At 73.2% G+C, this 26,707-nt stretch carries 22 protein-coding genes, 1 tRNA gene and 1 pseudogene; 5 read left to right on the forward strand and 19 right to left on the reverse strand.

The features are described from left to right. From ACZ4XX_RS01950 to ACZ4XX_RS01985, 8 genes are all read right to left on the reverse strand, one after another. Positions 1 to 447, reverse strand: coding sequence for a Pycsar system effector family protein (locus ACZ4XX_RS01950; protein WP_468506059.1), 447 nt, complete (start codon positions 445 to 447; stop codon positions 1 to 3). Positions 448 to 698: 251 nt separating this feature from the next. Then, entirely contained in the window at positions 699 to 2,468 is a 1,770-nt protein-coding gene (locus ACZ4XX_RS01955) for a hypothetical protein (protein WP_468506060.1), read from the reverse strand. Beyond that, positions 2,465 to 4,870 carry a hypothetical protein gene (locus ACZ4XX_RS01960; RefSeq protein ID WP_468506061.1) on the reverse strand — a complete coding sequence of 802 codons (2,406 nt, stop codon included), beginning with the start codon at positions 4,868 to 4,870 and terminating at the stop codon, positions 2,465 to 2,467. Before ACZ4XX_RS01960 ends, ACZ4XX_RS01955 begins: the two co-directional genes overlap by 4 nt. A 1,181-nt stretch (positions 4,871 to 6,051) precedes the next feature. Then, positions 6,052 to 6,777: a Crp/Fnr family transcriptional regulator gene (locus ACZ4XX_RS01965; RefSeq protein ID WP_468506062.1), complete on the reverse strand. Its 726-nt coding sequence runs from the start codon at positions 6,775 to 6,777 to the stop codon at positions 6,052 to 6,054. Between the two features lie 521 nt (positions 6,778 to 7,298). After that, positions 7,299 to 9,869: a polynucleotide kinase-phosphatase gene (locus tag ACZ4XX_RS01970; RefSeq protein WP_468506063.1), complete on the reverse strand. Its 2,571-nt coding sequence runs from the start codon at positions 9,867 to 9,869 to the stop codon at positions 7,299 to 7,301. Then, entirely contained in the window at positions 9,866 to 11,356 is a 1,491-nt protein-coding gene (locus ACZ4XX_RS01975; protein WP_468506064.1) for a 3' terminal RNA ribose 2'-O-methyltransferase Hen1, read from the reverse strand. Before ACZ4XX_RS01975 ends, ACZ4XX_RS01970 begins: the two co-directional genes overlap by 4 nt. A 324-nt stretch (positions 11,357 to 11,680) precedes the next feature. After that, positions 11,681 to 12,823 (reverse strand): homocysteine S-methyltransferase, encoded by a 1,143-nt coding sequence (gene mmuM, locus ACZ4XX_RS01980; protein WP_468506065.1) that lies wholly within the window; start codon positions 12,821 to 12,823, stop codon positions 11,681 to 11,683. 607 nt (positions 12,824 to 13,430) lie between these two features. Continuing rightward, positions 13,431 to 13,502, reverse strand: a tRNA-Pro gene (locus ACZ4XX_RS01985). A gap of 203 nt (positions 13,503 to 13,705) precedes the next feature. Between ACZ4XX_RS01985 and ACZ4XX_RS01990 the strand changes: the two genes are divergently transcribed. After that, positions 13,706 to 13,924 carry a hypothetical protein gene (locus ACZ4XX_RS01990; RefSeq protein ID WP_468506066.1) on the forward strand — a complete coding sequence of 73 codons (219 nt, stop codon included), beginning with the start codon at positions 13,706 to 13,708 and terminating at the stop codon, positions 13,922 to 13,924. Positions 13,925 to 14,441: 517 nt separating this feature from the next. On the opposite strand, the gene ACZ4XX_RS01995 is transcribed toward ACZ4XX_RS01990, so the two are convergent. From ACZ4XX_RS01995 to ACZ4XX_RS02005, 3 genes and pseudogenes are all read right to left on the reverse strand, one after another. Further along, positions 14,442 to 15,011, reverse strand: coding sequence for a hypothetical protein (locus ACZ4XX_RS01995; RefSeq protein WP_468506067.1), 570 nt, complete (start codon positions 15,009 to 15,011; stop codon positions 14,442 to 14,444). Positions 15,012 to 15,699: 688 nt separating this feature from the next. Beyond that, positions 15,700 to 16,197: a recombinase family protein gene (locus tag ACZ4XX_RS02000; protein ID WP_468506068.1), complete on the reverse strand. Its 498-nt coding sequence runs from the start codon at positions 16,195 to 16,197 to the stop codon at positions 15,700 to 15,702. After that, a pseudogene (locus tag ACZ4XX_RS02005) lies at positions 16,175 to 16,342 on the reverse strand (LLM class F420-dependent oxidoreductase); the annotation flags it as partial. The gene ACZ4XX_RS02000 and the pseudogene ACZ4XX_RS02005, both read right to left, overlap by 23 nt. Positions 16,343 to 16,591: 249 nt before the next feature. Between ACZ4XX_RS02005 and ACZ4XX_RS02010 the strand changes: the two are divergent. Further along, positions 16,592 to 16,828, forward strand: coding sequence for a hypothetical protein (locus ACZ4XX_RS02010; protein WP_468506069.1), 237 nt, complete (start codon positions 16,592 to 16,594; stop codon positions 16,826 to 16,828). Positions 16,829 to 17,070: 242 nt separating this feature from the next. Here ACZ4XX_RS02010 and ACZ4XX_RS02015 read toward each other — a convergent pair whose 3' ends face one another. From ACZ4XX_RS02015 to ACZ4XX_RS02030, 4 genes are all read right to left on the reverse strand, one after another. Continuing rightward, entirely contained in the window at positions 17,071 to 17,556 is a 486-nt protein-coding gene (locus ACZ4XX_RS02015; RefSeq protein WP_468506070.1) for a DUF6099 family protein, read from the reverse strand. Between the two features lie 127 nt (positions 17,557 to 17,683). Beyond that, on the reverse strand, positions 17,684 to 18,076 hold the full coding sequence (locus ACZ4XX_RS02020) for a nucleotide pyrophosphohydrolase (RefSeq protein ID WP_468506071.1): 393 nt from the start codon (positions 18,074 to 18,076) through the stop codon (positions 17,684 to 17,686). Positions 18,077 to 18,130: 54 nt separating this feature from the next. Further along, complete coding sequence (locus tag ACZ4XX_RS02025; RefSeq protein ID WP_468506072.1) at positions 18,131 to 19,543, reverse strand: AAA family ATPase; 1,413 nt, start codon at positions 19,541 to 19,543, stop codon at positions 18,131 to 18,133. 55 nt (positions 19,544 to 19,598) lie between these two features. Then, positions 19,599 to 20,030 (reverse strand): cell division protein SepF, encoded by a 432-nt coding sequence (locus ACZ4XX_RS02030; protein WP_468506073.1) that lies wholly within the window; start codon positions 20,028 to 20,030, stop codon positions 19,599 to 19,601. 176 nt (positions 20,031 to 20,206) lie between these two features. On the opposite strand from ACZ4XX_RS02030, the gene ACZ4XX_RS02035 reads away from it, so the two are divergent. Then, positions 20,207 to 20,692 (forward strand): VOC family protein, encoded by a 486-nt coding sequence (locus ACZ4XX_RS02035; protein WP_468506074.1) that lies wholly within the window; start codon positions 20,207 to 20,209, stop codon positions 20,690 to 20,692. Between the two features lie 150 nt (positions 20,693 to 20,842). On the opposite strand, the gene ACZ4XX_RS02040 is transcribed toward ACZ4XX_RS02035, so the two are convergent. Continuing rightward, positions 20,843 to 21,760 carry a LysR family transcriptional regulator gene (locus ACZ4XX_RS02040; RefSeq protein WP_468506075.1) on the reverse strand — a complete coding sequence of 306 codons (918 nt, stop codon included), beginning with the start codon at positions 21,758 to 21,760 and terminating at the stop codon, positions 20,843 to 20,845. A gap of 71 nt (positions 21,761 to 21,831) precedes the next feature. Here ACZ4XX_RS02040 and ACZ4XX_RS02045 point away from each other — a divergent pair, with 71 nt between their 5' ends. Then, positions 21,832 to 22,494, forward strand: a complete 663-nt coding sequence (locus tag ACZ4XX_RS02045) for a maleylpyruvate isomerase family mycothiol-dependent enzyme (RefSeq protein WP_468506076.1) — start codon at positions 21,832 to 21,834, stop codon at positions 22,492 to 22,494. A gap of 91 nt (positions 22,495 to 22,585) precedes the next feature. Here ACZ4XX_RS02045 and ACZ4XX_RS02050 read toward each other — a convergent pair whose 3' ends face one another. The 3 genes from ACZ4XX_RS02050 to ACZ4XX_RS02060 all read right to left on the reverse strand — a co-directional run bounded on the left by ACZ4XX_RS02050 (position 22,586) and on the right by ACZ4XX_RS02060 (position 25,327). After that, complete coding sequence (locus tag ACZ4XX_RS02050; RefSeq protein ID WP_468506077.1) at positions 22,586 to 23,146, reverse strand: MarR family winged helix-turn-helix transcriptional regulator; 561 nt, start codon at positions 23,144 to 23,146, stop codon at positions 22,586 to 22,588. A gap of 49 nt (positions 23,147 to 23,195) precedes the next feature. Continuing rightward, positions 23,196 to 24,419, reverse strand: coding sequence for an aminotransferase-like domain-containing protein (locus ACZ4XX_RS02055; RefSeq protein ID WP_468506078.1), 1,224 nt, complete (start codon positions 24,417 to 24,419; stop codon positions 23,196 to 23,198). 218 nt (positions 24,420 to 24,637) lie between these two features. Then, positions 24,638 to 25,327 carry a GntR family transcriptional regulator gene (locus tag ACZ4XX_RS02060; protein ID WP_468506079.1) on the reverse strand — a complete coding sequence of 230 codons (690 nt, stop codon included), beginning with the start codon at positions 25,325 to 25,327 and terminating at the stop codon, positions 24,638 to 24,640. A gap of 126 nt (positions 25,328 to 25,453) precedes the next feature. On the opposite strand from ACZ4XX_RS02060, the gene ACZ4XX_RS02065 reads away from it, so the two are divergent. Then, on the forward strand, positions 25,454 to 26,701 hold the full coding sequence (locus ACZ4XX_RS02065; protein ID WP_468506080.1) for an SLC13 family permease: 1,248 nt from the start codon (positions 25,454 to 25,456) through the stop codon (positions 26,699 to 26,701). Positions 26,702 to 26,707 lie beyond the last annotated feature (6 nt).

A 26,707-nucleotide genomic window follows, 5' to 3' on the forward strand; every position in this document is an offset into this window, starting at 1 on the left:
TCACCACAGTTCGCTGAAGAGGGCCAGAAGGGCGCCGAGCGCGAGCGCGGACACGCCCAGGCGCAGCCATCGGTACTTCGCCGCGAGCACGAGGCCGTGCACGCTGGCCTGTTCGAGGAGCCAGCCGGTGGCGTCCGCGCCGGGTGCGGAGAGCCGCTCGCGCAGCGCGGCCTCCGGCGGTCCGCCGGTCAGCTCGCGCAGGAAGGTGCGGTCGGCCCCTATCCGGGTGCGGGGCAGCACCACCGAGACGAGCATCAGGACACCGGCCGTCCAGAGCGCGCCCGCGAGGAGCAGGAGGACGAGCCCGGGGCCGGAGCCGGGCAGGAGGGCGCGGTCTCCGGAGAAGACGACCGCCAGGAAGGCGAGGGCGCCGGAGAGCAGGATCGCGGCCTTGGTGTCGGCCCGGCCGATGTCCTCCCGGACGGTGGCGAGCAGCCGTTCGGCCATGAACCTGAGCTCCTCGGCGGGGACGGGAACGGGCGCGGGTACGGGCGCGGGCGTGGGCGTGGGTATGGGCCCAGGCGCGCCTGCAGGCGCAGGCCCAGGCGCGGACACGGGTACGGGCGCGGGCGCAGGCACGGCCGCGGGACCCGACGCCGCGGTGCGCGTCGGGTCCTGGTCCGGCACGGCGTCGGGCGCGGGGTCCGGCGTGGTGGGCGCCGCCCGTGCCGGGTCCTGCCCGCGCCCCGGCGCGGTCGTCACTCGTCGTCCCAGTCGTTGAACTCGGCGCTGGGCCGGGCCGGACGGGCGGGCCGCCGGGTGCGGTCGCGCCCGTCCCTGTCGTAGGGGTCGTCGCGGTCGTACCGGTCGTTCCGCTCGTAGGCGTCGCTCCGCCGGTACGGGTCGCCGTCCTCGTACCGGTCGTGTCCGTCGTCGTACCCCTCGCCGTGCCGGTCCCGCGAGCGGGCGCGCTCGCGGTCGTCGCCGTCGCGGCCCCTCTCCCGCGCCCTGTCCCGCTCCCGTTCCCGCTCGGAGCCGGACTCGACGCGGGTCGGCTCGTAGACGCGGGGCCCGCCGGGGGCCGGGGGGTCCGCGCGGTCCTGTTCCTCGTACCAGTCGGGGCGGTTCGGCTCCGGCACCGTGTCCTCCAGGGCGAGGCGGCGAGGCGGCGGGTTGCCCGAGGGGTTGAGGACCCGGTCGGTGATGCCGTCGAGGACGGTGCCGGTCTGCGTCCGCAGGTACATGAGCACCTGGTACATCTGCTCGCCGATGTCGTGCCGTTCGAGGACTCCGGTGTCGAGGAGCCGGTTGAAGACGGCCAGGTAGTCCTCCTGGCCCTCGCGCCGCTCGCGCTGGAGCTGGGTGCGGATCTCCCACTGCTTGTCGGGGTGCATCGCCATGTGGTGGGCGATCTGGGCGAGGTCGCCGCGCCGGAAGAGGTCCTCCATCTCGCGGGCGCGGTCGGCGACCAGGGCCCGGTCGGCGGCCTCCCTGCGCCGCTCGGCCTCGGCGACGCGCTCGTCGGCCTCCATGGTGACGCCGACCCGGTCGCGGCGCGACACCTCGGCCTTGACCGAGTCGTCGAGGTCGACGAAGACATGGACGCGGGTCCGCAGCCCGATGTCCGCGCCGAACCTGAGTCGGCCGGCGCTCAGTTCCTCGCGTACGGCCTCGTCGGCGCGCTGCGCCTCGGTGATCCGGAACCGCCGGGAGATCCTGCGCAGCCCGTCGAGCAGCTCGTCGTGCAGCAACTCGGCGACGTCCTCGACCTGTTCGCGGACGACGAGGTGGGGGTCCGTCACCACCCACTGGACCCTGGCGACGGCCTCGAAGAAGACGCCGTCCCCGGCGGCGGGCAACTGGAGCCTGAACTCGGTCACGTTGCGCCCGAGTCGCACTTCGAAGACGGTGTACGCGGAGCCGAGCATCGGCTTGTTGACGTCCTCCACGCGGTCCGGCCAGACCACCCGGTGGCCGCCGTTGCGGTAGAGGAGCACCGCCGCGACCTTGCCGCTCCGGCGGCGGTACGGGGGTGCGTACTCGGCGATCAGCGGCCCGCGCGGCCGCTCGCCCGGGCGGGACCCCGGCCCGGCCCCGCCGCCGTCGTCGCTCCAGCGCCCGCCCGGGCCCCGGACACGCCCCCCGCCCTGCCGCTGCCGCTGCTCTCGGTCCAGCTCCTCGTCCCGGTCCATGTCCAGGTCCTCGTCCTCGTCCCGGCCACCGGCGTGCCGGCCGCCGCCGTTCTGCCCGTCGTACCGCTGCCCCTCGTACCGCTGACCGCCCTGCTGCGGTCCGCCGCCGCGCCGCCCGTCGCCGGGCTGCCCCGCGTACCGCTGCTGCCGCTCCCGGTCGTCCCGGTCGCGGCCGTCCCGTGCCCGCTCGTCACGGCCCCGCTCTGCCCGTATCCGTTCGTCGCGCGCCCGCTCGTCCCGTCCCCTGCCGTCGCGGGCGCGGTCGTCGCGGTCCCGGTCGACCCAGCGCGTCCGCTCGTCGGGCCGGGGGTTCCTGTCCTGCTCGGGCCCGGTCATCGGTTCGCTCCTTCCGTCACGGCGTCCCACATCCGGCGCGCCGCGCCTCTGTCCAGGGGCCGGTCACGGTCCCGGACCAGTTCGTTGAGCAAGCCCCTGAGCCGGTCCCGGTCACGCCGGTCCACCGCGAGGCGCGGCAGGAAGGCGCAGACGAGGCCGAGCGACTCCGGGTCCTTCGCGGCCCGCCGGAGCATCCCGCCGAGCGCCTCCAGGGCCGACTCCCCCGAGCGGGCCGTGGTGAGCGTGGACCGCAGCAGCACGGCCAGTTCGGGGGCGAGCCCGGGCCGGGTCGCCAGCAGTGCGATCAGCAGCGGCCGGGCCGCGTGCCCGTCCAGCTCCGGGACCTCCCGCAGCCCCCACAGATGGGTGGTGCGGGTGCTGAGGGCGCGGATGACGGCGAGGTGGACGAGGTTGGCGAGGTTGAGCCGGCCGTCCTCCAGCCACTGCCGGAGCCGTCGGAGCACGGGCGCGGGTTCGCCGCAGGCGAGCAGCCGCGCCACGCTGAACGCGGCGGGCACGAGGACCTCGGCGTCGGTCGCCTCGCGGGCCCTGACGACCCGGGCGATCGCGTCGAGCGAACCGGAGACGTCACCGGCGGCCAGCACGTAGCCGTGGGCGAGCAGCGCGGTCCTGACGAGCGACTCGTCGTCGGAGGCGGCCCAGTTCTTGAGGACGTCGGCGACGGCGGGCCGGACGCGCGGGTCGCGCGCGGACTCGGCGAGCGCGGTGGCGGCCGCCATGCGGGCGACCGGATCGTCGGTCACGGCGAGCGGCACCACCAGCTCGCGGAAGCCGTGGATCCAGTCCCAGGAGCAGAGCACCCCGGCCGCGATGGAGGCCCGGACCCATACCTCGGGGCGCGGGTCGTCGCACAGCGACCGCAGCCAACGGGCCACCGGGCCACGGACGTTGTGGTAGCCGTGCCAGATCTCCCCGAGTACGGCCCCGGCGAGCGCCTCGCCCTGGAAGCGGACGGCCCGTACGGGCACCTTGGCCGGCCCGAGGTCCAGCTCGCCGTCCTCCAGGACGGCCCGCGCCTGCACCGGCCGGTGCTCGGCATGCGTCCCGAACAGGCCTCGGCCCGGCGGGCGTTCGGGGTCGAGGGTGACCGCGAGTTCCCAGGCGAGGAGTTCGGCCGCCTCGGCGGCGAGGCTGTACGCGGAGCCGTTGAAGACGGCGACGGCGATACGGAACGCCCCGGCGTTCAGGGCCGGGAGGGCCTCGGGGACGACGCCCGGACGGTCGGCGCCGGCGAACCACTCGCGCGCCTGGGAGCGGACGAAGGAGGCGCATTCGGCCAGGAGTTCCTCGTCCGTCACCTCACCGCGCCAGTGCCGGGCGAGGTGGTCGGCGAGCCGCGCCGCCTCGCGGGGCCGCAGCTCCTCCAGACCGAGGGCCTCGACGACGTCCCGCCGCGCGCCGCGCGCCCGGGCCTCGCCCAGGGCCTGGTCGGACTCGGCGCGCAGCTGGTTCCAGAGGTGGCGGTGGAGGACCTCGTCGGCCGGCGGCGGCGCGCAGTACATCCCGTACCGGCCGCGCAGCAGCCGGTCGGCGAGCTCCCCGTTCTCGACGAGGACGATCCCGTAGGCGTCCCGGCCGCGCAGCAGATCGCCGAAGCGGTCCAGGTGCAGTTCGGAGAGCCGGGTGACGGGACGGCGGGCGGCGGCGGTGTGTTCACCCCGCCCGGAGCGGGCGGCGCGCGCCTCGCCCTCGGCCTCGCGCACGTCCTCGGTGAGCAGCTCCAGGAGGTGGCCGCCGCTCTCCTGGAGGACCTCCTCGGTGATCTCGTCGACGCCGTGGCGCGGGTCGAGCCGGAAGACCTTGCCGCCGGTCAGTTCGTCGAGGAGGGCGAGCGCGGTGGCCTTGCGGCCGCTGCCGGGTTCGCCGCACAGGACGAGGACCCGGTGGTCGCGGAGCCGGTCCCGCATCCGCCGGTAGCCGGATGTGGCGCAGTACACCCGGCCCAGGTGGTCGAGCGTCTCGGGCGGTACGGGCCCCTGGACGAAGTGCGCGGTGCGTTCGGAGCCGTACAGGGCGAAGATCTGGTTGCCCTCGAAGACGGTGCCGTCGCCGTGGATGGTGGTGAGGCGGTCTGCGGCGCCGCTCGCCCAGGTGCGCACGGCCCGGCGTGCCGTGGCGGCCCCGCCGGTGTCGCTCTCGCCGCCGAGGGGCCCCCGGTCGGCGGCCGCGAAGACGCTCGGCTCGCGGGGCTGCTCGGCGCCGTCACCCCGCTCGGACCCGCCGTCCCGGTCGCGGTCCCGGTCCCGGTCCCGGTCCCGGTCGCGATCCCGGTCGCGATCCCGGTCGCGATCGCCACCCCGGTCCGGCCCGTCGGCCCGGTCGGCGTGGCCGTGCCCGGAGTCCGAGGAGTCGCCCTGCGGCGCGTCGTCCTCGTCACTCACTCCGGCTCACCCGCCCCGGAGACCGCACCCGAACCCGCACCGGAGCCCACACCCGGGCCGGAACCGGAACCGGATCGGGCAGCCGAGCCTCTGCCCGCGTCCCTGCCCGCGTCCCTGCCCGAGCCACTGCCCGAGCCCTTGCCTGAGCCGTTTCCCGAGTTCTTGCGGATTCCGGTGAACCCGCCGTGGATCGTGTTGCCGTGGATGTCGAGGAGGTCGCCCCCGACGTGGTACTCACGGTTCCCACCCACGGGCCGGGGGGGGGGGGGGGGGGGCCCCCCCCCCCCCCCCCCCCCCCCCGGCCCCCCCCCCCCCCCCCCCCCCCCCCCCCCCCCCCCCCCCCCCCCCCCCCCCCCCCCCCCCGGTCCGTGCCTCCCCCGCCGGCCGCCGCTCCCCCGCGACGGCCGGCACCCCCTCGGCCGCCGGCTCCCCCTCGGGCGGCAGCTCCCCGTCGCGCCCGATCAGCGGCGGCGCGGGCCTGCGCGGTACGTGGAACCAGGCGGCCTCGTCGGTCTCCTTGGACCGGATGCGGGCCGACCGGTAGTGGTCCGGCTCGACGTAGCGCCCGCCCTCGGCGACCACGTTCCCGTACAGCCAGTCGGAGACGACGACCACGAGGTCGATCTCCGGGGTCTCGTTCATGATCCGCTTGGCCGGGGTGCTGTCGCAGAGCCGGGCGGCGAGGTCCACCGCGCGTCCGACGAGCCCGTGCCGGTCCTGGGTCACGAGTCCCGCGTTCATCCCGATCCGGAGCCGCAGCGGCCTGGCCCTGCCCTGATTGTGGGCGCGCAGACTCTCGTACAGCGTGTCGATCCACCGGCCGACCATGAGAGTCGGCGGCACGTCGGGACGCAGGGCGGCGAGGATGCCGTCCCCCCGGTCCTCCTGGTGGAAGGTGCCGGGCTCGACGCCGACGGAGCTGTACGCGTCGTCGAAGGCGGCGTACATCGCCGCCCGCTGGTGTTTCTTCTCGGCCAGATCGAGCGTCCCGGAGCCGCAGATGTCGCCGAAGACGACGAACCGGTGGATGCCGCCCACGTCTCCGCCCACGTCTCCGCCCACTTCCCCGTTCACTCCCGCACTGCTCACTCTCGGACTCCCTGTGTGCTGCCCCGGTGCCGTTGGTGCCGTGGTGATGCGTGTCCAGACTGGCCGCGTTCCGCGACCGGCGATGTAGCCGTTTACACACCGGGCGGAGATTCGTCCGCCGGTTCTCCGCCGGGGCGCGTGCGCCCCTCCGCGAGCAGCACCAGGACCCGCATGTCGATCACGACGACGGTGCGGTTCGCGGTGCGGACCACGTCCTGCTCCCGCAGCAGGCGCAGCGCCTTGGCCACCGCCTCCCGGGTCGCTCCGATGGCCGCCGCCAGGTCGTGCTGCGGCAGCGGGAGTTCGAGCACGGTCCCGGCCTCGGCCCGCCGGCCGGCGCGCTCGGCCAGCTCGACGAGGCGGGCCGCGAGTCGCTGGAGGACCGTCTCGGAGGCGAGCGCACGCCGCTCGACGTCGGCGCTCCTCAGCCGGGTCGCGAGCTGGCGCATGATCAGCGAGGTGGCGTGCGGCCGGGCGGCGAGGAAGCCCCGGAACCGGTCGCCGGAGATCGCCACCGCCTCGACCCTGCCGAGCGCGGTGACGCTGGCGCTGCGCGGGCGCCGGTCCACGGCGGCGAGGTCGCCCACGACCTCGCCCGCACCCCGGAGGGCGAGGATGAGCCGCGAGCCGCGCTCGGTGCCCACGGAGACGACGGACCAGCCGGAGAGGAGTGCGAGGACGAAGGCGGTGGTGTCGCGTTCGCGGATCATCACCTCCCCCGGTGCGTAGACGCGCCGGGCGCCCTCGGCGATCAGGGACCGCCGGTCGGCCGCCGGGAGGGCGTGGAGGAAGGAGCGGTCCTGGCCGAAGAGACTCACCGCGCGCTCACCCCCGTACCGTCCTCGGGCCCTCCGGGGAAGACCGGCCACCGGTGATCGACCGGCGTATTCGTGTGCGTGTTCCCACCTCACGTGACGTGCCGCGTCCCACTGCTGACGCTGCGTCACGTCATGGGGTGAAGAACGCTAGAGGGTGCGGAAGAAATGCGTCAACGGGCACGGGGGGCGCAGGGGAGCGCCGCGACCGGCGCCCCTGCGCCCCCCGTCGGGGCCGGGCGAAGGCCTCGCGAAGACCGTGCGAAGGCCCTGCGGAGGCGGGGCGGAGGCGGGGCGAAGGTGGGGCGAACACACGCCGAAGCCCTCGCGGAGCCCCACCCGTCCGAGAGGGTGGCGATCTCCGCGAGGGCTTCCGGGAATCGGGGCCTCGCCGTGAGGCCCCGCAGCGTCACCGCCGCCGGGCCTCACCAGCCGTCGAGCATGGCGAGCCAGAGCCGAACAGGCCTCACAAGCCGCCGAGCATGATGAGCCGTACAGGCCTCACCAGCCGTCGAAGCGCGGCGTCACAGCCTCGGGTCCACCGGCTCCGACTCCAGTGCCAGGACCGCGAACACGGCCTCGTGGACCCGCCACAGCGGCTCCCCCTCCGCGAGGCGGTCGAGGGCTTCGAGGCCGAGCGCGTACTCGCGCAGGGCCAGCGACCGCTTGTGGCCGAGGAAACGCTGCCGCAGCCGCTCCAGGTTCTCCGGCCGGGTGTACTCGGGGCCGTAGATGATCCGCAGGTACTCCCGGCCGCGCACCTTCACGCCCGGCTGGCCGAGCCTGCCCTTGGCGTCGCGGACGAGTGCGGCCAGCGGCTTGACGACCATGCCCTCGCCGCCGGCGCCGGTCATGTCCAGCCACCAGTCGACACCGGCCCGGACCGAGGCCTCGTCGCCCGTGTCGACGACGAGCCGGCGGGTGAGCTGGAGCAGCCCGGTCGGATCGTGCTCCACGAGCCGGTCGAGCCAGGCGAGCTGCTCGTCGTGCGGGACGGCCGCGAGCGAGCGTCCGCGCGCCCCCAGGAGCTGGAAGGGCGCGAACCGCACCCCGTCCAGGCCCTCGGTCGGCCAGCAGTACCTGCGGTACGCCTCGGTGAACGCCTCCGCGTCCACCGCCCGCTCCCGCTGCTTCGCGAGCAGCCCGTCGATCCCCTCGACCCCGCGCGCCACCGCCTGTTCGAGCGCGGAGATCGCACCGGGGAAGACCGCGCCCGAGGCCGCGCCGACCGCCGCGTACTGCGCGCGGAGCAGCCCGGCCGACTTCAGCGACCACGGCATCAGTTCGCCGTCCAGCAGCAGCCAGTCCGTGTCGAGCTCGTCCCAGAGTCCTGCGGCGCCGATCGCCGTCCGCAGCCGGTCGAGCACCTGCTCGGTGACTGCGGGATCGTCGAAGAACGGCCGTCCGGTACGGGTGTGCAGCGCGCCGGTGACCCCTTCGGCGTCCACGCCGAAGCGCTCGCGGGCCGCTTCGGCGTCCCGGCAGACCAGGGCCACGGCCCGGGAGCCCATGTGCTTCTCCTCGCACACGACCCGTTCGACGCCGTCCGCCCGGTACTGGGCGAAGGCCTCGGCCGGGTGCTCCAGGTAGCCCTCCTCCTTCGACGTGGCGGTGGGCGCCATCGTCGGCGGCAGATAGGTGAGCAGCCGCGGGTCGACCGCGAACCGGCTCATCACCTCGAGGGCGGCCGCCGCGTTCTCCTCGCGCACGGCGACGTTGCCCAGGTGCCGGGTCTCCACGATCCGCCGGCCGTGCACGTCCGCAAGGTCCAGGGGGCGCCCCTGGTGTCCGCCGGGCGCCTCGGTCGCGAGCGGCCGGGCCGGCTCGTACCAGACGCGCTCGGCCGGTACGTCGACGAGTTCGCGCTCGGGCCAGCGCAGCGCGGTCATCTTTCCGCCGAAGACGGCCCCGGTGTCGAGGCAGAGGGTGTTGTTGATCCAGGAGGTGTTCGGCACGGGGGTGTGGCCGTACACGACGGTGGCCCGCCCCCGGTACTCCTCCGCCCACGGGTAGCGCACCGGCAGGCCGAACTCGTCGGTCTCGCCGGTGGTGTCCCCGTACAGCGCGTGCGAGCGCACCCGTCCCGACGTCCGGCCGTGGTACTTCTCCGGCAGACCGGCGTGGCAGACGACGAGGTCGCCGCCGTCGAGGACGTAGTGGCTGACGAGCCCCTCGATGAACCGGCCGACCTCGGCCCGGAACTCCTCGCTCTCGTGCCCCAGCTGCTCGATGGTCTCGGCGAGGCCGTGCGTCTCCTGGACCTTCCGGCCCTTGAGCCAGCGGCCCAGCTTGTTCTCGTGGTTGCCGGGGACGCACAGGGCGTCTCCCTCGGCGACCATCGCCATCACCCGGCGCAGGACGCCCGGCGAGTCGGGCCCCCGGTCGACGAGGTCGCCGACGAAGACCGCCGTACGGCCCTCGGGGTGATGACCGTCGACGTAACCGAGCTTCTCGAGCAGGGTCTCCAGCTCGGAACGGCAGCCGTGGATGTCACCGATGATGTCGAAGGGACCGGTGAGGTGACGCAGGTCGTTGAAGCGGCGCTCCAGGACGACCTGGGCGGCGTCGACCTCCTCGACGGACCTCAGCACGTGCACCTTGCGGAAGCCCTCGCGCTCCAGGCCGCGCAGCGAGCGGCGCAGTTCGCGGCGGTGGCGCTGGATGACGTGCGCCGGCATGCCCGCGCGGTCGGGACGCGCCGCGTTCCGGCTGCGGCACACCTCCTCGGGCAGATCGAGGACGATCGCGATGGGCAGCACGTCGTACGAGCGGGCCAGCTGCACGAGCTGACGCCGTGCCTCCTGCTGCACGTTGGTCGCGTCGACGACGGCGAGCCGCCCGGCCGCGAGGCGCTTGCCCACGATGTAGTGCAGGAGGTCGAAGGCGTCCTTGCTCGCGGACTGGTCGTTCTCGTCGTCGGCGACGAGTCCCCGGCAGAAGTCGGAGGACACGATCTCGGTCGGCTTGAAGTGGCGCCGGGCGAACGTGGACTTGCCGGAGCCGGTGGCGCCGACGAGGACCACGAGGGACAGGTCGGTGACGGGCAGGGTGCGGGCCGGGGTGGTGTCGGCCGGGTTCACGGTCTCGGTGGTCATGCCTGTTCCTCCTTCGCGGTGGTCGGGGTCCGGTGGTGATCCTGCTCCTGGTCCCGGGTGAAGACGGCCATCTGCGTGGGCGGTCCGACCTCGGGGTCGTCCGGGCCGACGGGGGTGAACCCGACGCCGTACCCGTACCGCTCGGCGACCGAGGCCGCCCAGCCGCGGAACTCCTCCCGGGTCCATTCGAAACGGTGGTCGCTGTGCCGGACGTGCCCGGCGGGCAGCGACTCCCAGCGCACGTTGTACTCGACGTTCGGCGTGGTCACCAGGACCGTGCGCGGCCGGGCCGAGCCGAACACCGCGTACTCGAGGGCCGGCAGCCTCGGCAGGTCCAGGTGCTCGACGACCTCGCTGAGCACCGCCGCGTCGTAGCCGGTCAGCCGCTTGTCGGTGTACGCGAGCGAGCCCTGCAGCAGCTTCACGCGGGCCGCCTGCCGCTCCCCCATCCGCTCCAGCCGGAGCCGCCGCGCGGCGACGGTCAGGGCGCGGACGGACACGTCGACACCGACGACCTCGGTGAAGCGGGTGTCCTTGAGCAGTGCCTGCACCAACTGGCCCTGACCGCAGCCGAGATCGAGGACGCGACTCGCCTCGGCCCGCTCCAGGGCCGCGAGGATCGCCGCCCGGCGCTGCTCGGCGAGCGGCACGGGCCGCTCCTCGGTGTCGGTCGACTCGTCGACCGCGTTGTCGACGTCGTCGACGTCCAGGCCCTCGGCCTCGGCGAGCCGCACGAGTTCGAGCCGCTCGCTGGCCTCACGCGTCAGGCCCCGGCGGCGGGACAGATAGCGTGTCGTGATCAGTGTCCGCTCGGGGTGACCGGCGAGCCAGCCGTCACCGGCGCGCAGCAGCTTGTCGACCTCGTCGGGCGCGACCCAGTAGTGCTTGGCGTCGTCGAGCACGGGCAGCAGGACGTAGAGGTGGTTGAGGGCGTCCGCGAGCCGCAGCTCGCCCTCCAGCACCAGGCGCACATAGCGGGAGGCGCCCCACTCGGGGAACTGCCCGTCCAGGGCCACCGGCTCGACGTCCACCGTGTCCCAGCCCAGCGGCCCGAAGAGCCTGCGCACCAGCTCGGCGCCGCCCCGCGCGGGCAGCGCTGGCACCTCGATGCGCAGCGGCAGCGCCGCCGCGGCCCGCTCGGGCATCGCCTGGCAGACGCCGTGCAGCGCCGTCTTGAAGACCTTCGCGAGCGCGACGGCGAGCAGCGAGGACGCCGCGTAGGGCCGGTCGTTCACGTACTGGGCGAGCGCGGAGTCCGGGGCGCCGCCCCGGCCCTTGCCCTTGCCGCGGCGCACCAGCGCCACGGGGTCCACCTCCAGGAGAAGTGCCGCCGTGCACCGCTCGGCGCTCGCCTCGGGGTAGAGGACGTGCGCCGTGCCGTGCGAAGTGGAGAACGTCTGCGCGCGCTCGGGATGCTTGTGCAGCAGGAAGCCGAGATCGGTCGCGGGACGCTCCGGGTTGCCGGTCGTACTGATCGTCAGGAACACACGTCCGAGTATGGTTCGCCGCCCCCGTCCCGACCAGGCATTTTCTCGCGCGGCGGGAACACGCGGGAGGGCCGCAGGAGGGCCTGGCACTCAGCCCTCGCGGCGGCAGCCCACAGGAGGGCCGAGGACTCAGCGCTCGCGGCAGGAGCCCGCGGAAGGGCCGAGGACTCAGCCCTCGCAGCACGAGCCTTCGGGAGGGCCGAGGACTCAGCCCTCGCAGCACGAGCCTTCGGGAGGGCCGAGGACTCAGCCCTCGCAGCACGAGCCTTCGGGAGGGCCGAGGACTCAGCCCTCGCAGCACGAGCCTTCGGGAGGGCCGCGGGCTCAGCCCTCGCGCTCGTCGGCGGCCAGGGACGCGTCGAGGGCGGAGATCGTCGTCGGGCCGACCCGGCAGCAGCCGCCGATGAGCCGGGCGCCGGACGCGGCCCAGTCGGTGGCCCGGGCCGGATCGAAGGCGATGTCGCCGCGCCAGTCCCGCGCGCGGGCGTCCCACCGCTCCCCGCTGTTGGGGTAGACCACCGCCGGTTTCCCGGTCACGGCGGCGGCGAGCTCCACGGCGGGCCCTGCCTCCGCCGGGTCGCAGCAGTTGACCCCGACGGCGACGACCCGGTCGTTCCCCGCGGCGACCGCGAAGGCCTCCGCCAGGTCCTGCCCGGCACGGGTCCGCCCACCCTCGACGGTGTACGAGAGCCACACCGGCACCCCGCACCCCTCGACCGCCCGCAGCAGCGCCTCCGCCTCCGTCACGTCCGGAACGGTCTCCAGCGCCAGCACGTCAGGCTCCGCCGCCGCCAGCACCTCGATCCGGGGCCGGTGGAAGGCCTCCAGTTCCCGTACGGACAGCCCGTACCGTCCCCGGTACTCGCTCCCGTCCGCCAGCATCGCGCCGTACGGCCCCACGGACCCGGCGACCCACACCTCCTGCCCCACTCCCGCCGCCGCTGCACGGGCGAGCTCCACGCTCCGGGCGAGCAGCCGCGTCGTCGCGTCCCGGCCCACGCCCCGCCGGGCGAAGCCCTCGAAGGTGGCCTGGTAACCGGAGGTGATGAGCACCCGCGCGCCGGCCCGTACGTACGCCGCGTGGGCCGCCTCGATCTGCTCGGGGCCGTCGGCCAGGAGCCGCGCGGACCAGAGCGCGTCCGAGAGGTCGCAGCCCTGCGCCTCCAGCTGGTTGGACAGCCCGCCGTCGAGGACGAGGACCCCCGACCCGAGGGCGTCGGCGAGTGTACGGACCGGCTTCATCGGATCACCCCGCTCATACACGAACCAGCCCGCACCGAGCCCGAGTTCGACCCGCCCGCCGGACATCCGGTCCACCTGGGCGGCCTGGATGGCGAGCACGCCGGGAAGCCGGAACGTCCCGGCCGTCCTCAGGGTGCCGAGGCGGATCCGCCTGGTCTCCCGGGCGAGCCCGGCCAGGGTGATCCAGGCGTCGGTCGGTCCGGGCAGCCCGTCGGCCGACCCCATGCTGAGGTAGTGGTCGGAACGGGAGAAAGGTACACACTGCTACCTACCTTGTATACGGCCTCTGACCTGCAACCATCTTCATCGTGACACGCAAAAGCCCTCGTCGCCCTCCACTGGGGAGAAGGACGACGGGGGCAGTCAGGGGGGTCAGACGCGTGCCAGCTCGGGCAGTACCGCCCGTGCGTGTTTCATCAGCACTTCGTCGTCGAGGATGCACACAGCACCGTTCGTCTCTGTGACGGTCTCGTCAGACAGGAACCGGAAGCGGCCCACGCGAACCTACCGGTGCCCGTAGACGACGTCCTTCGGGGACGCCGTGGACTCGATTTCCAGCTCCCACCTGACCTCGGGCACCGATGCGTCACCGTCCGGCCGTCCACCTTGCGCGCGATGCTGCAGGTGACGACGCACGCAACGGTCGACCCGGTGTTCTTCACGAGGATCGCGGTTCGGCCGTCGTTGCTTCTGACGTGGTTGTCCGTCGCGTTGCCGGCCGTCGACGTCAGGGCGACGCCCCCACGGGTCGGGGTGTTCACGGGGACAGCTACTCGGGCCATGTCAGCTCAAGGGGAATCAACCCCGGGCCCTGCGTCGTCGGGGTGCTACGTCGGAACGGCAGGGATCGAACCTGCGTCATCCGGCTCCCAGAGCCGGCGCTCTACCGCTGAACTACGTTCCGGATACTGCTCTGTTGACGCTGGTACACTGGCCGGGTCTTCCTTCGCCCGAATTGGAGAGTGCGTGGCAGGCGAACTGTGCGCAAACCGACCGTCGACCGAACGGTCCCAGGCTCCTTAGAGCCTGTCGCGCGCCCCGTCGGATCCACGGCAAACGCCGTATCGCGATCCGCCGTGTTCGCAGACGACGCAGGAGGACAACTTCATGACTACCACGCAGGCGACGCCCCAGGCTTGCGCCCACCCGGGCCGCGATCTGACGATCGTGGCTCTCAGTGCCGCGCTCCTCGGGCTCCTCGCCTTCACTGTGGTCACACTGCTCAACGGTGGCCCGCTTGCGGCACTCGCGGCAGGTGGCACGACGCTTGGTGCCGTCACCATGGGCGGAATCGGCGTACTGAGCTACCTGAAGCGCAGCCACTAGCAACGCCAAAGGGGCGGTCTCATCACGAGGCCGCCCCTTCAGCATGACGTCGGTCGGCTGTACCGGATGCCTCCGGGAAGACAACCGCCCGCACCCTCCCGCGATGCGAACGCAGGGCGGTAGGCGCACCACTTCTGCACCGGGATTCACACTCCGAGAATCCATCCCTCTGGAACGCTTCGGGTTCCTCCCGGAGCAGCATCGGGCTCAACCCGGAGCAGAGAGAAGGAGTGCGGATGGATAGCCCGGTACGGGAGTGGGCGACCCGCAAGGGCCGGCCAGTCTCGCATGCCGCACGACGTCGGCCGGAGCTATCCGGGCTCAACCCGGGTGCGGAGGCTTCCCACCCGCCTACGACCGTCCGTCCTTCCGGACCGTGAGGCCCGGGTGTTGGTCGTCGCGACTCAACGTCCACGCCCTCTGGAGTTAACCCCTCTTCACGCATGTTGGAGAAAAGGAAAGAGGGGGTTTGTTTGGCACCTTAGACCCCGACCCGCACCAACACATCTCCTCATCATTACGATCCTGTTACCTCGTTGAGCTCCTCCGCGGGCTCCGCCCACACGATTTCGAGGCGACCGCCCGTCCGCACACGCGTTGTTCCCCGCTTCGTGGTGACGGGCGCCGCTGTGACGTGGTCGACGAAGATGTCCGGAAACGCTCGTCGCTCGTCGACGTCCCAGCGCGACCAGATGCCGCCCGGGACGAACGGGTCCCCGTCGGTGTCCTCCGTCCACTCGTCGAGGGGCAGACGCGTGGAGACCACAGAGGCTGCCGACAGCTCCGCAATGTGCGCCACACAGCGCTCCTCGTGGTCTGCGCACTTCTTCATGGTGTCCCGAAAGGCTGCACGTGCGGTGGGTCCCCGGTAAGAATCCCGGTCCTCTGCAAGTTCCGTGATGCTCTGCTGTACGTGCTGCAACTGTGCCTCTTGCTCTGCAAGCCCAGCGGCGGTTTCCGGGGCGGCACCCTGTCGCGCGAACCGTGCGCTGGCGACGGCGAGGAGCTCGATGTCGTCGGGGTCGGACGGGTCCAGCGCAGACACGCGGGCCCGTACGCGCTCTGCCACGACGTGGTCGGTGTCCATCTGCGGCGTCCGCAACTTGTGGCGGGGTACGTCGCCCACGGCACGGCACAGATTGCACACATACGGGCTGTCGGTGCTGGAGACGGTCAGCCCCGCTCCACACTGCGCGCACCGGAGCTTCCCCCACGACCCGAGGAACGTCCGCTCGCCCGTCCTGTCGCGGCGTGCGGCCTGTGTACGGCCGTCCGGTTGAGCCTGGATCTTGCACCAAGCCGCAGGCTCCCTGAAGCCCGTGTGCGGCCGTACAGGCTCGCCGTTCTCATCTCGCAGGATCTGACGCTTCGTCGTTCTTGGGTCCACTGGGCCGATCGCAAAGCCGGCGACACGGGGGGTCACGCAGGATCCGGGTCACAACGGTGGCCGACCACTCGGACTCCGCAGTGTCGCCGCTTCCGCTCTTACGTCGACGTTGAGATGCCTCACGCAGTGCCGTCGCCTTCTCCTCGTCGAGACTCTCCAGCGGGGTACGTGCGCGATGCTCCGTCAGCTTGGAGGCGATGGCGCTCGGATTCGTTCCGTCCTCCGCCTCTTTGAGGATGTACTCGACAGCGTCGGCCGGCGAGGAGTTCGGGCCGATCTGTGCCGCGTTCTCCAGGGGACAGGATTCGAATCGTCAGCCCGTCGACCTGAGTCTCCTCCGCCTTGCAGCCGAACGGCACGGGACCCGACGAGTGCGAGCCCCGGGACTTCAGTTGAGCGGAAGCGTCACGGATGAACTCGGACTTGTCCTTCGACTCCTGGTGCGCGAGGCCAGCAATGAGCGCGAAGAATGCGACGCCGAACGGTTGTCGTGCGACGTGTCGATGAAGGGCTCTTGCGTCGACACGAGGGCAACCCCGTGCTTGGCCAGCTCCTGTTGCACCTTCATGGCCTCTGCCGCCCCCTGCCGCGTCAGCCGGGAAAGCATGTAGATCACCACGACGTCGAGCTTCTTCGCACGGGCGTCTTCGATGAGCCGCTCAAAGCCGGGGCGAATCACGTGAGGGTCGTAGCCGGAGAGCCCAACATCCGAGTAATCGGTGTCGATGTGCGTCCAGTTGCCCTGCGCGTCGAAGTAGGCCACGGACTTCTCACGCTGCATCCGCGGAGACGCCTGACTGTCCGTCTCGCTCCTGTGGCTATGCCGCTCGTAGGTGACGGCCCTGATCATGTCTTCTGCCCCTGTCCCCAGGGTCACAAGCTCCATGGATGGACCCTAGAGGCTCACCTGGTAGCAACAACACCGCTTCCGAGAAGGCGTCGAATCCGAGCTCCTCGGTGGCCCGGGCCACCGTGAGGAGGGTGTCGTCGTCGGCCCCCTGCTGGGGTTCGGTGAAGGTACGGAGATCCATGCCTCCATCCTGCACCGTCGGGTTCGTGTCAACCTCTCCGTCAGCTCCTTGCGCGCCCCGGCTCGGTCGGGTGAATATCCGGCCCTCCGGCGGGCCGCGTCCGCCCCGGCCAGTGACCGGGCCCCGGCACCCGTCGTTGGCTCGGGCGGAGCCGGACCGCCCGGCCCGCGTGCCGGCGGCCGCTGCCGGTGCGCCGCTCTCTCTCGTGGCCCCGTCCTCGGCGGCGGGGTCCGGGCCGAGGAGGCCCCCATGTCCCAGGAAGCCGCGCCGGAGCAGGCCGTTCCCGAACGGCTGGCGTCGCCGTCCGTGCCCGAGCAGAAGGGCGCCGGCGCCCCCAAGGGCCTGCTCCAGCAGATGGAGGAACTGATGGCGGCGCTCTCGGCCGACCTCAACCAGCTGGACGCCGACCTCCAGTCCACGTCCGACCGCCTCGCTCCGGACCGGGCCACCCACGACCAGCCCGATCCCCGCCGGCCCCGGCCCTGACCCCGGCAGCAGGAGCGCCCCACCCACCGGCCCCGCCCCGAACGGGCCGAGCCGCGGGAACGCAGACCCGAGCAGAACGAGTGCCGAGAACACGGACCCGAGCAGAACGAGCCCCACCGGTACTGCCCCGAGCGGGTCGCGCCGCGGGAGCACGGATTCAAGCGGACCGAGCCGCGGGAACACGGGCCCGAGCCGGCCGCGTCGCGGGAACACGGGCCCGAGCGGACCGCGTCGTACGCCGTTCACCACCGGCCCCGTCCGGGGCCCGCGCGGTCCCGGGCGGCGTCGGGCGGGCGGGCCCGCTCCCCGTCGCGCACGGCGAGGCGCCGCAGCATCCCGCGGACCCGGTCGCTCGACTCGTCGGCGGCGTCGATGGCCTCGATGCACTGCCAGTAGAGCCCTTCGTCGTCGGTGGCGCAGGCCACGCCGACCAGCGCGATGCCCACCTCGCCGAGCAGCTCCCCGAGCGCGGTCAACGCCCCGCGCGGGTCCGCCACCTCCGACAACCGGGCCGCACGCGGCCCGTCGGCACCCCACGCCGGATACTCCCCGATCTCGCTCAGTCCCCTTGCCTCGCCGCGCAGTTCCTGCGGCCCGCAGAGCGCGAGACGATTCCCTATCGCCTGGGCGAGCGCCTGCGCCTGCCAGGCCTCCGCCACGATGTCCTGTGCCGATCCGCTCTCCGCCAGCGCGTGCCGGCCAAGCGCGACGAGTCGTTCCGCTTCCATCAACGCCGCCCCCGTTCGTACGACTTATCTGCCCACTCAATCCACTACCCAGAGTGAGGCGGCCTGAGCCCCGACACCAGGGGAATTCGGAAATCTGTGGACAGGAGGCTCGACGGGGAAAAGTCGATCACTCCGAAGAGTGACGATCTCTGCTGGAGTCCTCTTCCTCACCCCCTTCCGCCCGCCCTTCGCCCCTCCTCCGGACCGGAAATCGGACCTCGTTCCGGTCGATCTTGGCTGCGAGCGCGGCCAGCGGATCGACCCCGAGCACGTCACAGAACTGGAGGAGGTAGGCGAGCACGTCCGCCACCTCGTCCGCGACCCGGTGCGCCGACTCCGGGTCGTCCATCACCCGCTCCGCCTGCTCGGGCGTCGACCACTGGAAGATCTCCAGGAGTTCGGCCGCCTCCACGCTGAGTGCCGCCGCCAGGTTCTTGGGCGTGTGGTAGGGCTGCCAGTCGCGGGCCACCGCGAACTCGGCCAGCCTGCGCTGCAGTCCCGCTACGTCGTTGTCCGTCACGCGCTCAGGTCTACCACCAGGCCCGTCACGCGTTCAGGTCCACCACCGGGCCCGTCACGCGCTCAGATCCACCACCGTCACCCCGGGCGTCCGGCGCGCCCGGGCCGCCGTCCGCGACCCGACCGTGCCGGCGACCCGGACGTGTCCGTCGACGGCGATGCCCGCGGCGAGCCCGAGCAGTTCGCCGGCCTGCCGCTCGTCGAGCCCGCGGTCGAGGCCGTCGGCGAGCAGCGTCAGGGACTGCATGGCCTCCGGCACTTCGGCGATCCGGTCCATCGCGAGGACGCCGGGGCCCGTGAGCAGGGTCAGCGCGAGCGCGAGATAGCGCAGTTCCCCGTCCCCGAGCCGCGCGAGCGGGGTCGAGGGCCGGCCGCCCCGTTCGAGTACGGCCCGGACGGTGCCCTCCGGGAGTTCCTGCACCCCGAGTCCGGTGACGGGTCCCACGCAGCCCGCCGCCGCCACGGCCGCGAGGCGGTGGTGCCGGCGCGGGCAGTCCGTGTGGGTGCGGTGCAGGACCTCGGCGAGGTTGCCGCAGCCGCGCCGCAGCCGCCCCTCGCCGGGCGGTACGGGAGCACGCATCCGCTCGGGCCGTGGGTCGCAGGCGAACGCGGACCGCAGCCCGACGACCACCTGTTCGGCGGCGGCCAGCACCTCCAGCTGCCCGGGGGTCTTGCCGGCGACCCGCAGCGGCAGCAGGGCCGTACCGAGGAGGTCGTCGGGGAGGGGCGCCCGGGTGACGGGGGTGGTGCCGGCGGTGTGCCATTCGGCCTGCACGGTGGGGCGGCCAGGATCGCGCAGCGCGGTGGCGAGGAGGGTGCGGCCCCGGCCGGTGAGCCGTTCGCCGACGATGCGGAGCCGGGGTTCGGCCTGGACGGCGAGGTCCAGGTGGACCGGGCCCTCGGGTCCGTCGACCGTGCAGCCGAGGCGGAAGCCGCGCCGGCCCTGGGCGTCGGGCCGGGCCCGTTCGGGGACGCAGTCGGCGGCGTCGGGGAACACCTCGTCGAGGGTGTCACCCGCGCTGAGCCTGGCCAGCGCCTCGTACGCCCGCAGGGCGGTGGACTTTCCGCTGCCGCTGGGCCCGGTGAAGAGGGTGACCGGCCCCAGGGCGTGCACGGCGGAGCGGTGACCGGCGAACGCGGACAGCCGCAGCTCGGTGACGGCGGGCCGCGCCCGGAGTCCCCCTCCGCCTCCCCCGCCGGCGGCCCTCTTCTCGGCCCTCTTCTCGGCCCTCCGCCCGGCCCCGCCCTGCGACGGCAGCCGGGGCGCGGCCCCCGCGGAGGGCGCACGGGTGGCGGGGGCGCGGGTGGAAGAAACGCCGGTCGAGGGAGCGCCGGTCGTGGGGGTGCCGGTGGACGGTGCGCCTGGCGTGGGGGCGCAGGTGGACGGTGCGCCCGGGGAAGGAGCGCGGGAGGAAGGGGCAGCCGTGGAGGAGGAGTGGTCGAGCGTGAAGCCACCGGTGAGGTCCATGCCCGGACCGTACGCAGCCCATTCCCTGACGAACCGTTACGGCTAGATGACCTTCCTACGATCGGGGGACGCCGGCGGTCCGGCCGCCCACGACACTCTCCTCGTCCTCGCCTTCCGCACCCTCGACCTCCGTACCGGCCGGGGCGAGGAGAAAAACGTTCCGGTCGACGCGGTGCATCCCGCTGCCGAGGCCGAAGACCACACCACTGCTGAAGTCGAGGATGCGCTTGGCGACCTCGGTGTCGGCACTCGTCAGATCGAGGAGCACCGGGATCTGGGCGATGAGGTACTCGGCGACCTCACGGGCGTCGGCGAACACCTGCACGCGGAGCACGACCATGCGGCGCTGCTCGGCGGATTCGTACTGCTCGGGGATCGTGCGGTGGTCGACCCTGGACGGCCATTCGTCACGGCCGCGCAGGGGCACGACCTGGGCGAGGCCCTCCCACTGCTCGTCGGTGACGTCGTACCTCTCGTACCTACTCATGGGCACATCCTCCCGCTCCTCACCCGTTCGGCCCAACAACGACACGAGGTGATGACCCGGAGGGTGTACCGGGCCGCCTCGTTCGCCGAGCCAGGTCCTTCTAGGCCATGAACCGGCCTAGATCGGGATTAACGTCACCGGCACGTTGAGGCACTCGCACCCCAGGAGGCAGCCAGATGTCCGTCGATCCCGTTCCCCAGGGTTACCACACCGTGACGCCGTGGATCATCTCGCGCGACTCGGTGCGGCTCATCGAATTCCTGAAGCAGGCCTTCGGCGCGGAGGAGCTCGCGTGCCTCGCGGGCGAGGACGGCAGCGTCCAGCACGCCGAGGTCCGGATCGGCGACTCGGTGGTGATGATGTTCGACGCCCGACCGGAGTGGCCGGCGACCCCCGGCTTCCTCCGTCTGTACGTGGACGACGCCGACGCCGTGCATCGGCGGGCCGTCGCGGCCGGCGGCACCTCCGTCACCGAGGTCACCCATCTGTTCTTCGGCGACCGGGTCGGGCGGGTGCGCGACCCGCTGGGCAATCTGTACTGGATCCAGACCCGTGTGGAGGACGTGAGCCCGGAGGAGATGGAACGCCGCCTCGGCGACCCGGAGTTCATCCGGGCCATGGAGTACGTCCAGAGCGCGGACTTCTTCCCGGGCAGGGACTGATGCGCGAGGCCGGGACCGACGTCCGGGGCCGGGGCCGATCGCCCGGGACCAGCTGGAGGTACGCCCCGACCGGAGGGTCGTGGATGCCGATGAGGGACGGTTCGGTGTGACCCTCGACGGATCGACGGATCGACGGCTCGACGACAGGACCTAGCGGTGGCGGGGTTTCGGGAGGGCTTCGCGCAGGCGGTCGAGGAGTACCCGGGCCGCGGGGCTCGCAGGGCCGGTGGCCTGCCAGGCGAGCGCGAGGCGGCCGCGCATCTCGGGCTCGACGATCCGCAGAGCGCGGAGCGGCCCGTCGAGGGGTGACACGTCCTCTCCGGCGGGCAGCACGGCAACGCCCAGGCTGCGCGCGGCGAGTTGCGCCAGGACGTCCGGCGCCGCCGCCTCGAAGGTGACCCGGGGCCGGAATCCCGCCTGCGCGCAGCCCCGTTCGAGCGCCGCGCGCACCCCGGTGCCGCGCGGCAGGCAGATCAGCGGCCGGTCGCGCAGATCGGCGAGCGGGACGGTCGTGGGGTCGACCCGGTCGAGCAGCGGATCGCCGGGCGCGACGACGGCGACCAGGGGGACGTCGATCACCATCTGGAAGGCCGCTCCCGGGGGTGGCACCTCCGCCGCCGTCCCGAGGAAGGCGATGTCGAGCTCACCGGCCAGGAGTGCGGCCTGCATCCGTTCCGTGGTGTCCTCGGTGAGCGCCACCTCCACCGCCGGGTGGTCCTCGTGGAAGTCCGCGAGGAAGCCGGCGATGTCGAAGGCGTGCCCGGCGGCGCCGGACACCAGGCCGAGCGTGACCCGGCCGCGCAACAGATCCGTGTACGCGTCCACCGTCTGCCGCACGGCGTCCGCGGCGGCCAGTGCGGCGCGGGCGTAGGGCAGGACGGCCCGGCCCACCTCGGTCGGCGTCACCGAACCGCCGGAGCGGTCGAGCAGGGGCTGCCCCAACTCCTTCTCCAGCTGTCGGATCTGGGCGCTGAGGCCGGGCTGGGACAAGTGCAGCCGTGCTGCGGCCCGGGTGAAGCCGCCCTCTTCGACGACGGAGACGAAGTAGCGCAGCCGGCGAAGTTCCATAACCGTTGATTCTAGATCGCAGCAGAACCGTCTATTGGCGTTATCGCCGGGCGGACCGCAGGGTGGGTCGCATGGAGAAAGCGACCGCCCGCAAGAAGAACAGCATCGAGGTCAGGGCCGCGATCGCGGCCGAACGCCGGGAACTGGCCGACCTGTTCGACGGTCTGTCCACCGAGCAGTGGAACGAGCGGAGTCTGTGCGCCGGTTGGCGGGTCCGCGAGGTCGCGGCGCACATGTCGATGGGGTTCCGGCTCTCCCTGCCCGCGACGCTCGGCGAGTTGGCCATGGCGCGCGGGAACCTCCACCGCATGACCGACCGGGTCGCGCGCAGGGATGCGGCGGCCCATTCCACCACGGCGCTCGCCGCGTTCCTGCGGGAGAACGCCGGCCACCCGTGGACCCCGCCCGTCGGCGGGTTCGCGGCGGCGCTCGGCCACGACGTGGTGCACGGCCTGGACATCACCGTCGCTCTCGGCCTCGACCGGCGCGTCCCCGAGGACCGGCTGCGCATCCTGCTGGACCAGGTACGGCCCAGCGGCCTGAGGTTCTTCGGCGCCGACCTCGACGCGGTGCGTCTGTGCGCCGACGACCTCGACTGGTCGTACGGCTCCGGCACTCCCGTGTTCGGCGCGGCCCAGGACCTCCTGCTGCTGGCCTACGGCCGCAGGCTTCCGGCCGGCCGGCTCCGGGGGGAGCCGAGCGGCCGCTTCACCCGCCCCGCCGACGACGCGTGATCCGCGCGGGCACGCCGCTGCTCCGGGGCCGTGTCGCCCCGCGCGGGCACGCCGCTACCCCTGAGGGGCGTCGCTCCGCGCGGGCACGCCGCTACTCCCGAGGTGCGTCGCTCCGCGCGGCCTCGACGTTGGCGACCATGCGGCGCAGGACCTTGAGTGCGGCCACGTACTCCTCGTCGCTGATGCCCTGGTGCACGACGGCGCGCAGTTCGGTGACGAGCTCGCGCAGCCGTACCCTCGCGGCTTCTCCCGCCTCGGTGAGGTGGAGCCGCCGGCCCCCGCCGCCGTCCGCTTCGCTGCGGAGCCAGCCCCGGTAGAGCAACTGGTCGACCACACGGGAGATTTCGTGCGGGCCGTCCGCGAGCGGTGTCAGCTGGGCGATCACTTCCTCGCGGCTGGGGGCCGGCTGTCCGCCGTTCACCCGGTTCAGCACCCAGTACTGCGGCTGTGTGGTGTCGATCCCGGCCATGGCGTCGCGCAGATGCCCGACGACGGTGTCGTGCGCCAGACCGCTCCAGTAGCCGACGGGCTGCGAGGGCAGCAGATCGTCGGTGGCGGCCGGGTCGGCCGGAGCCTGGTCCGTGGCCGTGTTCGGGGCCACGGCCGCAGCAGTAGCCGTGGTCGTGACGTCGGCGGAATGCGGCGAGTTCATGATCACGAAGCTACACGCCGAAGCCGAACGCCGGAGCCGCCTTCCGAAGCTACAGGCCGAAGGTCTCGGCCAGCCTGTGCAGGCCCTCCCTGATCTCGTCGGCCGCATGCGTGGTGAACGAGAGCCGCATCGCGCCCGGGTCCGGCTCGCCGCAGAAGAACGGCGCCCCGGGCACGTACGCCACCTCGTGGCCGACCGCGGTCTTCAGGAGCGCCGTCGCGTCGTGGCCGGCGGGCAGGGTCACCCAGATGAACATGCCGCCCTCCGGCCGGTTCCACCGGCTGCCCTCGGGCAGCGCTGCCGGCAGGCCTTCGAGCATGGCGTCCCTGCGCTCGTGGTACGCGGCCCGCATCACCGCGACGTGCGCGTCGAGATCGCTGTCGCGCAGATAGCGCGCGGCCGCGGCCTGGTCGATGGTCGAGGTGTGCAGGTCGGCGGCCTGCTTGGCGATCACGCAGGCGCGCCGGAGACCGGCGGGGGCGCGCAGGTAGCCGAGCCGGAGGCCGGGGGCCATCACCTTGGAGAAGGAGCCGAGCAGCACGGTGCGGTCGGCGGCCGCGGGGTCGGCGGCGATCCAGGGGACGCGCTCGCCGTCGTACCGCAGCTCGCCGTACGGATCGTCCTCGACGATCCAGAAACCGGTCCGCGCAGCCGCCCGGGCGACGGCGGCACGGCGCTCGGCGGGGAGGGTGCGGCCGGTGGGGTTCTGGAAGGTGGGCACGAGATAGAGGAGGGTCGGCTTCTCGCGGGCCGCGATCTCCTCCAGCGCCTCGGGGATGATGCCGTCGTCGTCGGTGGGTACGGGAACGACCCGTGCACCGGCGAAGCCGAAGGTCTGGAGGGCGGCGAGGTAGCAGGGGTCCTCGACGAGCACGACGGCTCCCGGCTCGACGAGGGCGGTGGTGAGGAGCGTGAGCGCCTGCTGCGATCCCGTCGTGACGAGCAGGTCGTCGGGGCCGGTGGGGAGTTCGCGTGCGGTCAGCCGGGCCGCGACGGCGGTACGCAGCTCCGGGTCGCCCTCGGTCGTCGAGTACTGGAGCGCGTACTGCGGGTTCTCCGCGAGGACCCTGTCGTACGCCGCCCGGATGCCCGCGACGTCGAACAGCTCGGGGGCGGGCAGCCCGCCGGCGAAGGAGATCACCTCGGGCCGCGCGGTCAGCGCCAGGATCTCCCGTACCGGCGAGGCGCCGATGCCTGCCAGCCGGGAGGCGGTGGCCGGCGTGGGAGCGGCGGAGGCGGAGGCGTGCGTGGACCCGGAGGCGGCAGAGAGCATGCCGTCAGCATAGAGAGGACGGCGAGCCTGTCCAGGCTGTCCGAACTCCGGTCGTGGCATGACCGGTTGAGGCGCCGGGGCGGCGCCGGGGGCAGCGTCGCCGCCGGACGGAACCCGCACCCGGTCACCCTCGCCGTTCGCCCCCGCCGGTCACCCGCCGCCCGCCACGGGGCCCTGCCCCGGCCCCGCGAATTGACGACCGACGACCTCCGCGCCGCCTACCCCCGTCGGCCGACCGGTTCGTCGCGGGCCTCGGCCCACAGCGACCGCACGTGCCCGAGGTGACGCCGCATGCACGCCTCGGCACCGCGCGCGTCTCCGGCGATCATCAGGTCGAGGAGTTCGAGGTGCTCCTCGGCGGAGGAGACGAGCTTGCCGGCCTCGTCCAGACCGGTCAGACCGTAGAGCCGGGAGCGCTTGCGCAGGTCCCCCACCGTCTCGACCAGCCGGTCGTTGCCGGAGAGCGCGAGCAGCGCGAGATGGAAGCGGCGGTCCGCCTCCAGATAGCCGATGAGGTCGTGCTCCCGGGCACACGAGACGATCTCCTCGGCGACCGGGCGGAGCGCCTCCAGCTGCTCCCGGTCGGCCTTCCTCGTGATGCGCCCGATGGTGGGCACCTCGATGAGGGTGCGCAGTTCGGTGAACTGGTCGAGGTCCCGCTCGCTGACCTCGGTGATACGGAACCCCTTGTTGCGTACGGGTTCGACCAGGCCCTCCCGGGCCAGGTCGAGCATGGCCTCGCGGACCGGGGTCGCGGAGACGCCGAGGTCGCCGGCGAGTCCGGGGGCCGAGTAGACCTGGCCGGGGCGCAGCTCGCCGGCGATCAGGGCCGCGCGGAGAGCGTGCCCGACCTGGTCACGGAGCCGCTCCTGGGCCCTGACGAGGCCGTACTGCTTCAGGTCACCCATCGTGCGCCCTCCGAGAAGTCACGGGGGATCATCGTACAATGTCACGTTTCTTCTGAGCCGGGGAAGGAGAGACCCACCGAGCACCCCCCTGAGGAGCCGCCGCGGCCGACCCGGATGATCGAACGCATGCTCGCCCCATCCGTTTCCGTGCTCTCCCTCGCCGTGGTGCTGATCTGCGCCGTCGTCCGCCCGTTCCGCCTGCCCGAGGCGGTCTTCGCCGTACCCGCCGCCGGCGCCGTGCTCGCCGTGGGCGCGGTCACCCCCGAGGCCGTACGCGAGGAGGCAGAGCGGCTCGGGCCGGTGATCGGCTTCCTGGCGGCCGTCCTGGTTCTGGCCAAGCTCTGCGACGACGAGGGACTCTTCCACGCCTGCGGCACCTGGATGGCCCGCTGGTCCCGCCGGCGCCCGCAGCGGCTGCTCGGCGCCGTCTTCGCCCTCGCCTCGCTGATCACCGCCGTCCTGAGCCTGGACGCGACGGTCGTCCTGCTCACCCCGGTGGTCTTCGCGACGGCCACCCGGATGGGGGCCCGGCCCGGGCCCCACGCCTACGCGAGCGCCCATCTGTCCAACACGGCCTCGCTGCTCCTGCCGGTCTCGAACCTCACGAACCTGCTGGCGTTCACGGCCACCGGGCTCGGCTTCACCCGGTTCGCGCTGCTGATGCTGCTCCCCTGGCTCACCGCGATAGCCGTCGAGTACGGCGTCCTCCGCCGCTTCTTCGCGCGCGACCTGGCCGCCGCGGCCGCCCCCACCGACCCCCCGGCGCCCGTGGCCGTCCCCCGCTTCGCCCTGCTCACCGTGGCCGGAACCCTGGGCGGTTTCGCCCTCGCCTCGGCCACCGGCGTGGACCCCGCGTGGGCGGCCGCGGCAGGCGCCGCCGTGCTCGCCGTACGGGCGCTGGCCCGCCGCCGCACCACACCACGCGCGCTCGTGGGCTCGGCCGCGCTGCCGTTCCTCGCGTTCGTCCTGGCGCTGGGGGTCGTCGTCCGGGCCGTCGTCGAGAACGGGCTCGGCACCGCCCTGGCCCACGTCCTCCCCGACGGCACCTCGCTCCCGGCCCTGCTCGGCTTCGCCGCCGTGGCCGCGGTCCTGGCCAACCTCATCAACAACCTCCCTGCGACCCTCGCCCTGGTCCCGCTCGCGGCGGCCTCGGGCCCCGGCGCGGTGCTCGCCGTGCTGCTGGGGGTGAACATCGGCCCCAACCTCACGTACGCCGGCTCCCTCGCCACCCTCCTCTGGCGCCGCATCGCCCACGAGCACGACCACCCCGTGGGCCTCGGGGAGTTCACCCGCCTCGGCCTCCTGACGGTCCCGGCCACCCTCGTCGCCTCGACGGTGGCGCTGTGGGCCTCGCTCCAGCTCCTCGGCGTGTGACGGTCC

The organism is Streptomyces sp. NPDC029956, assembly GCF_055574655.1.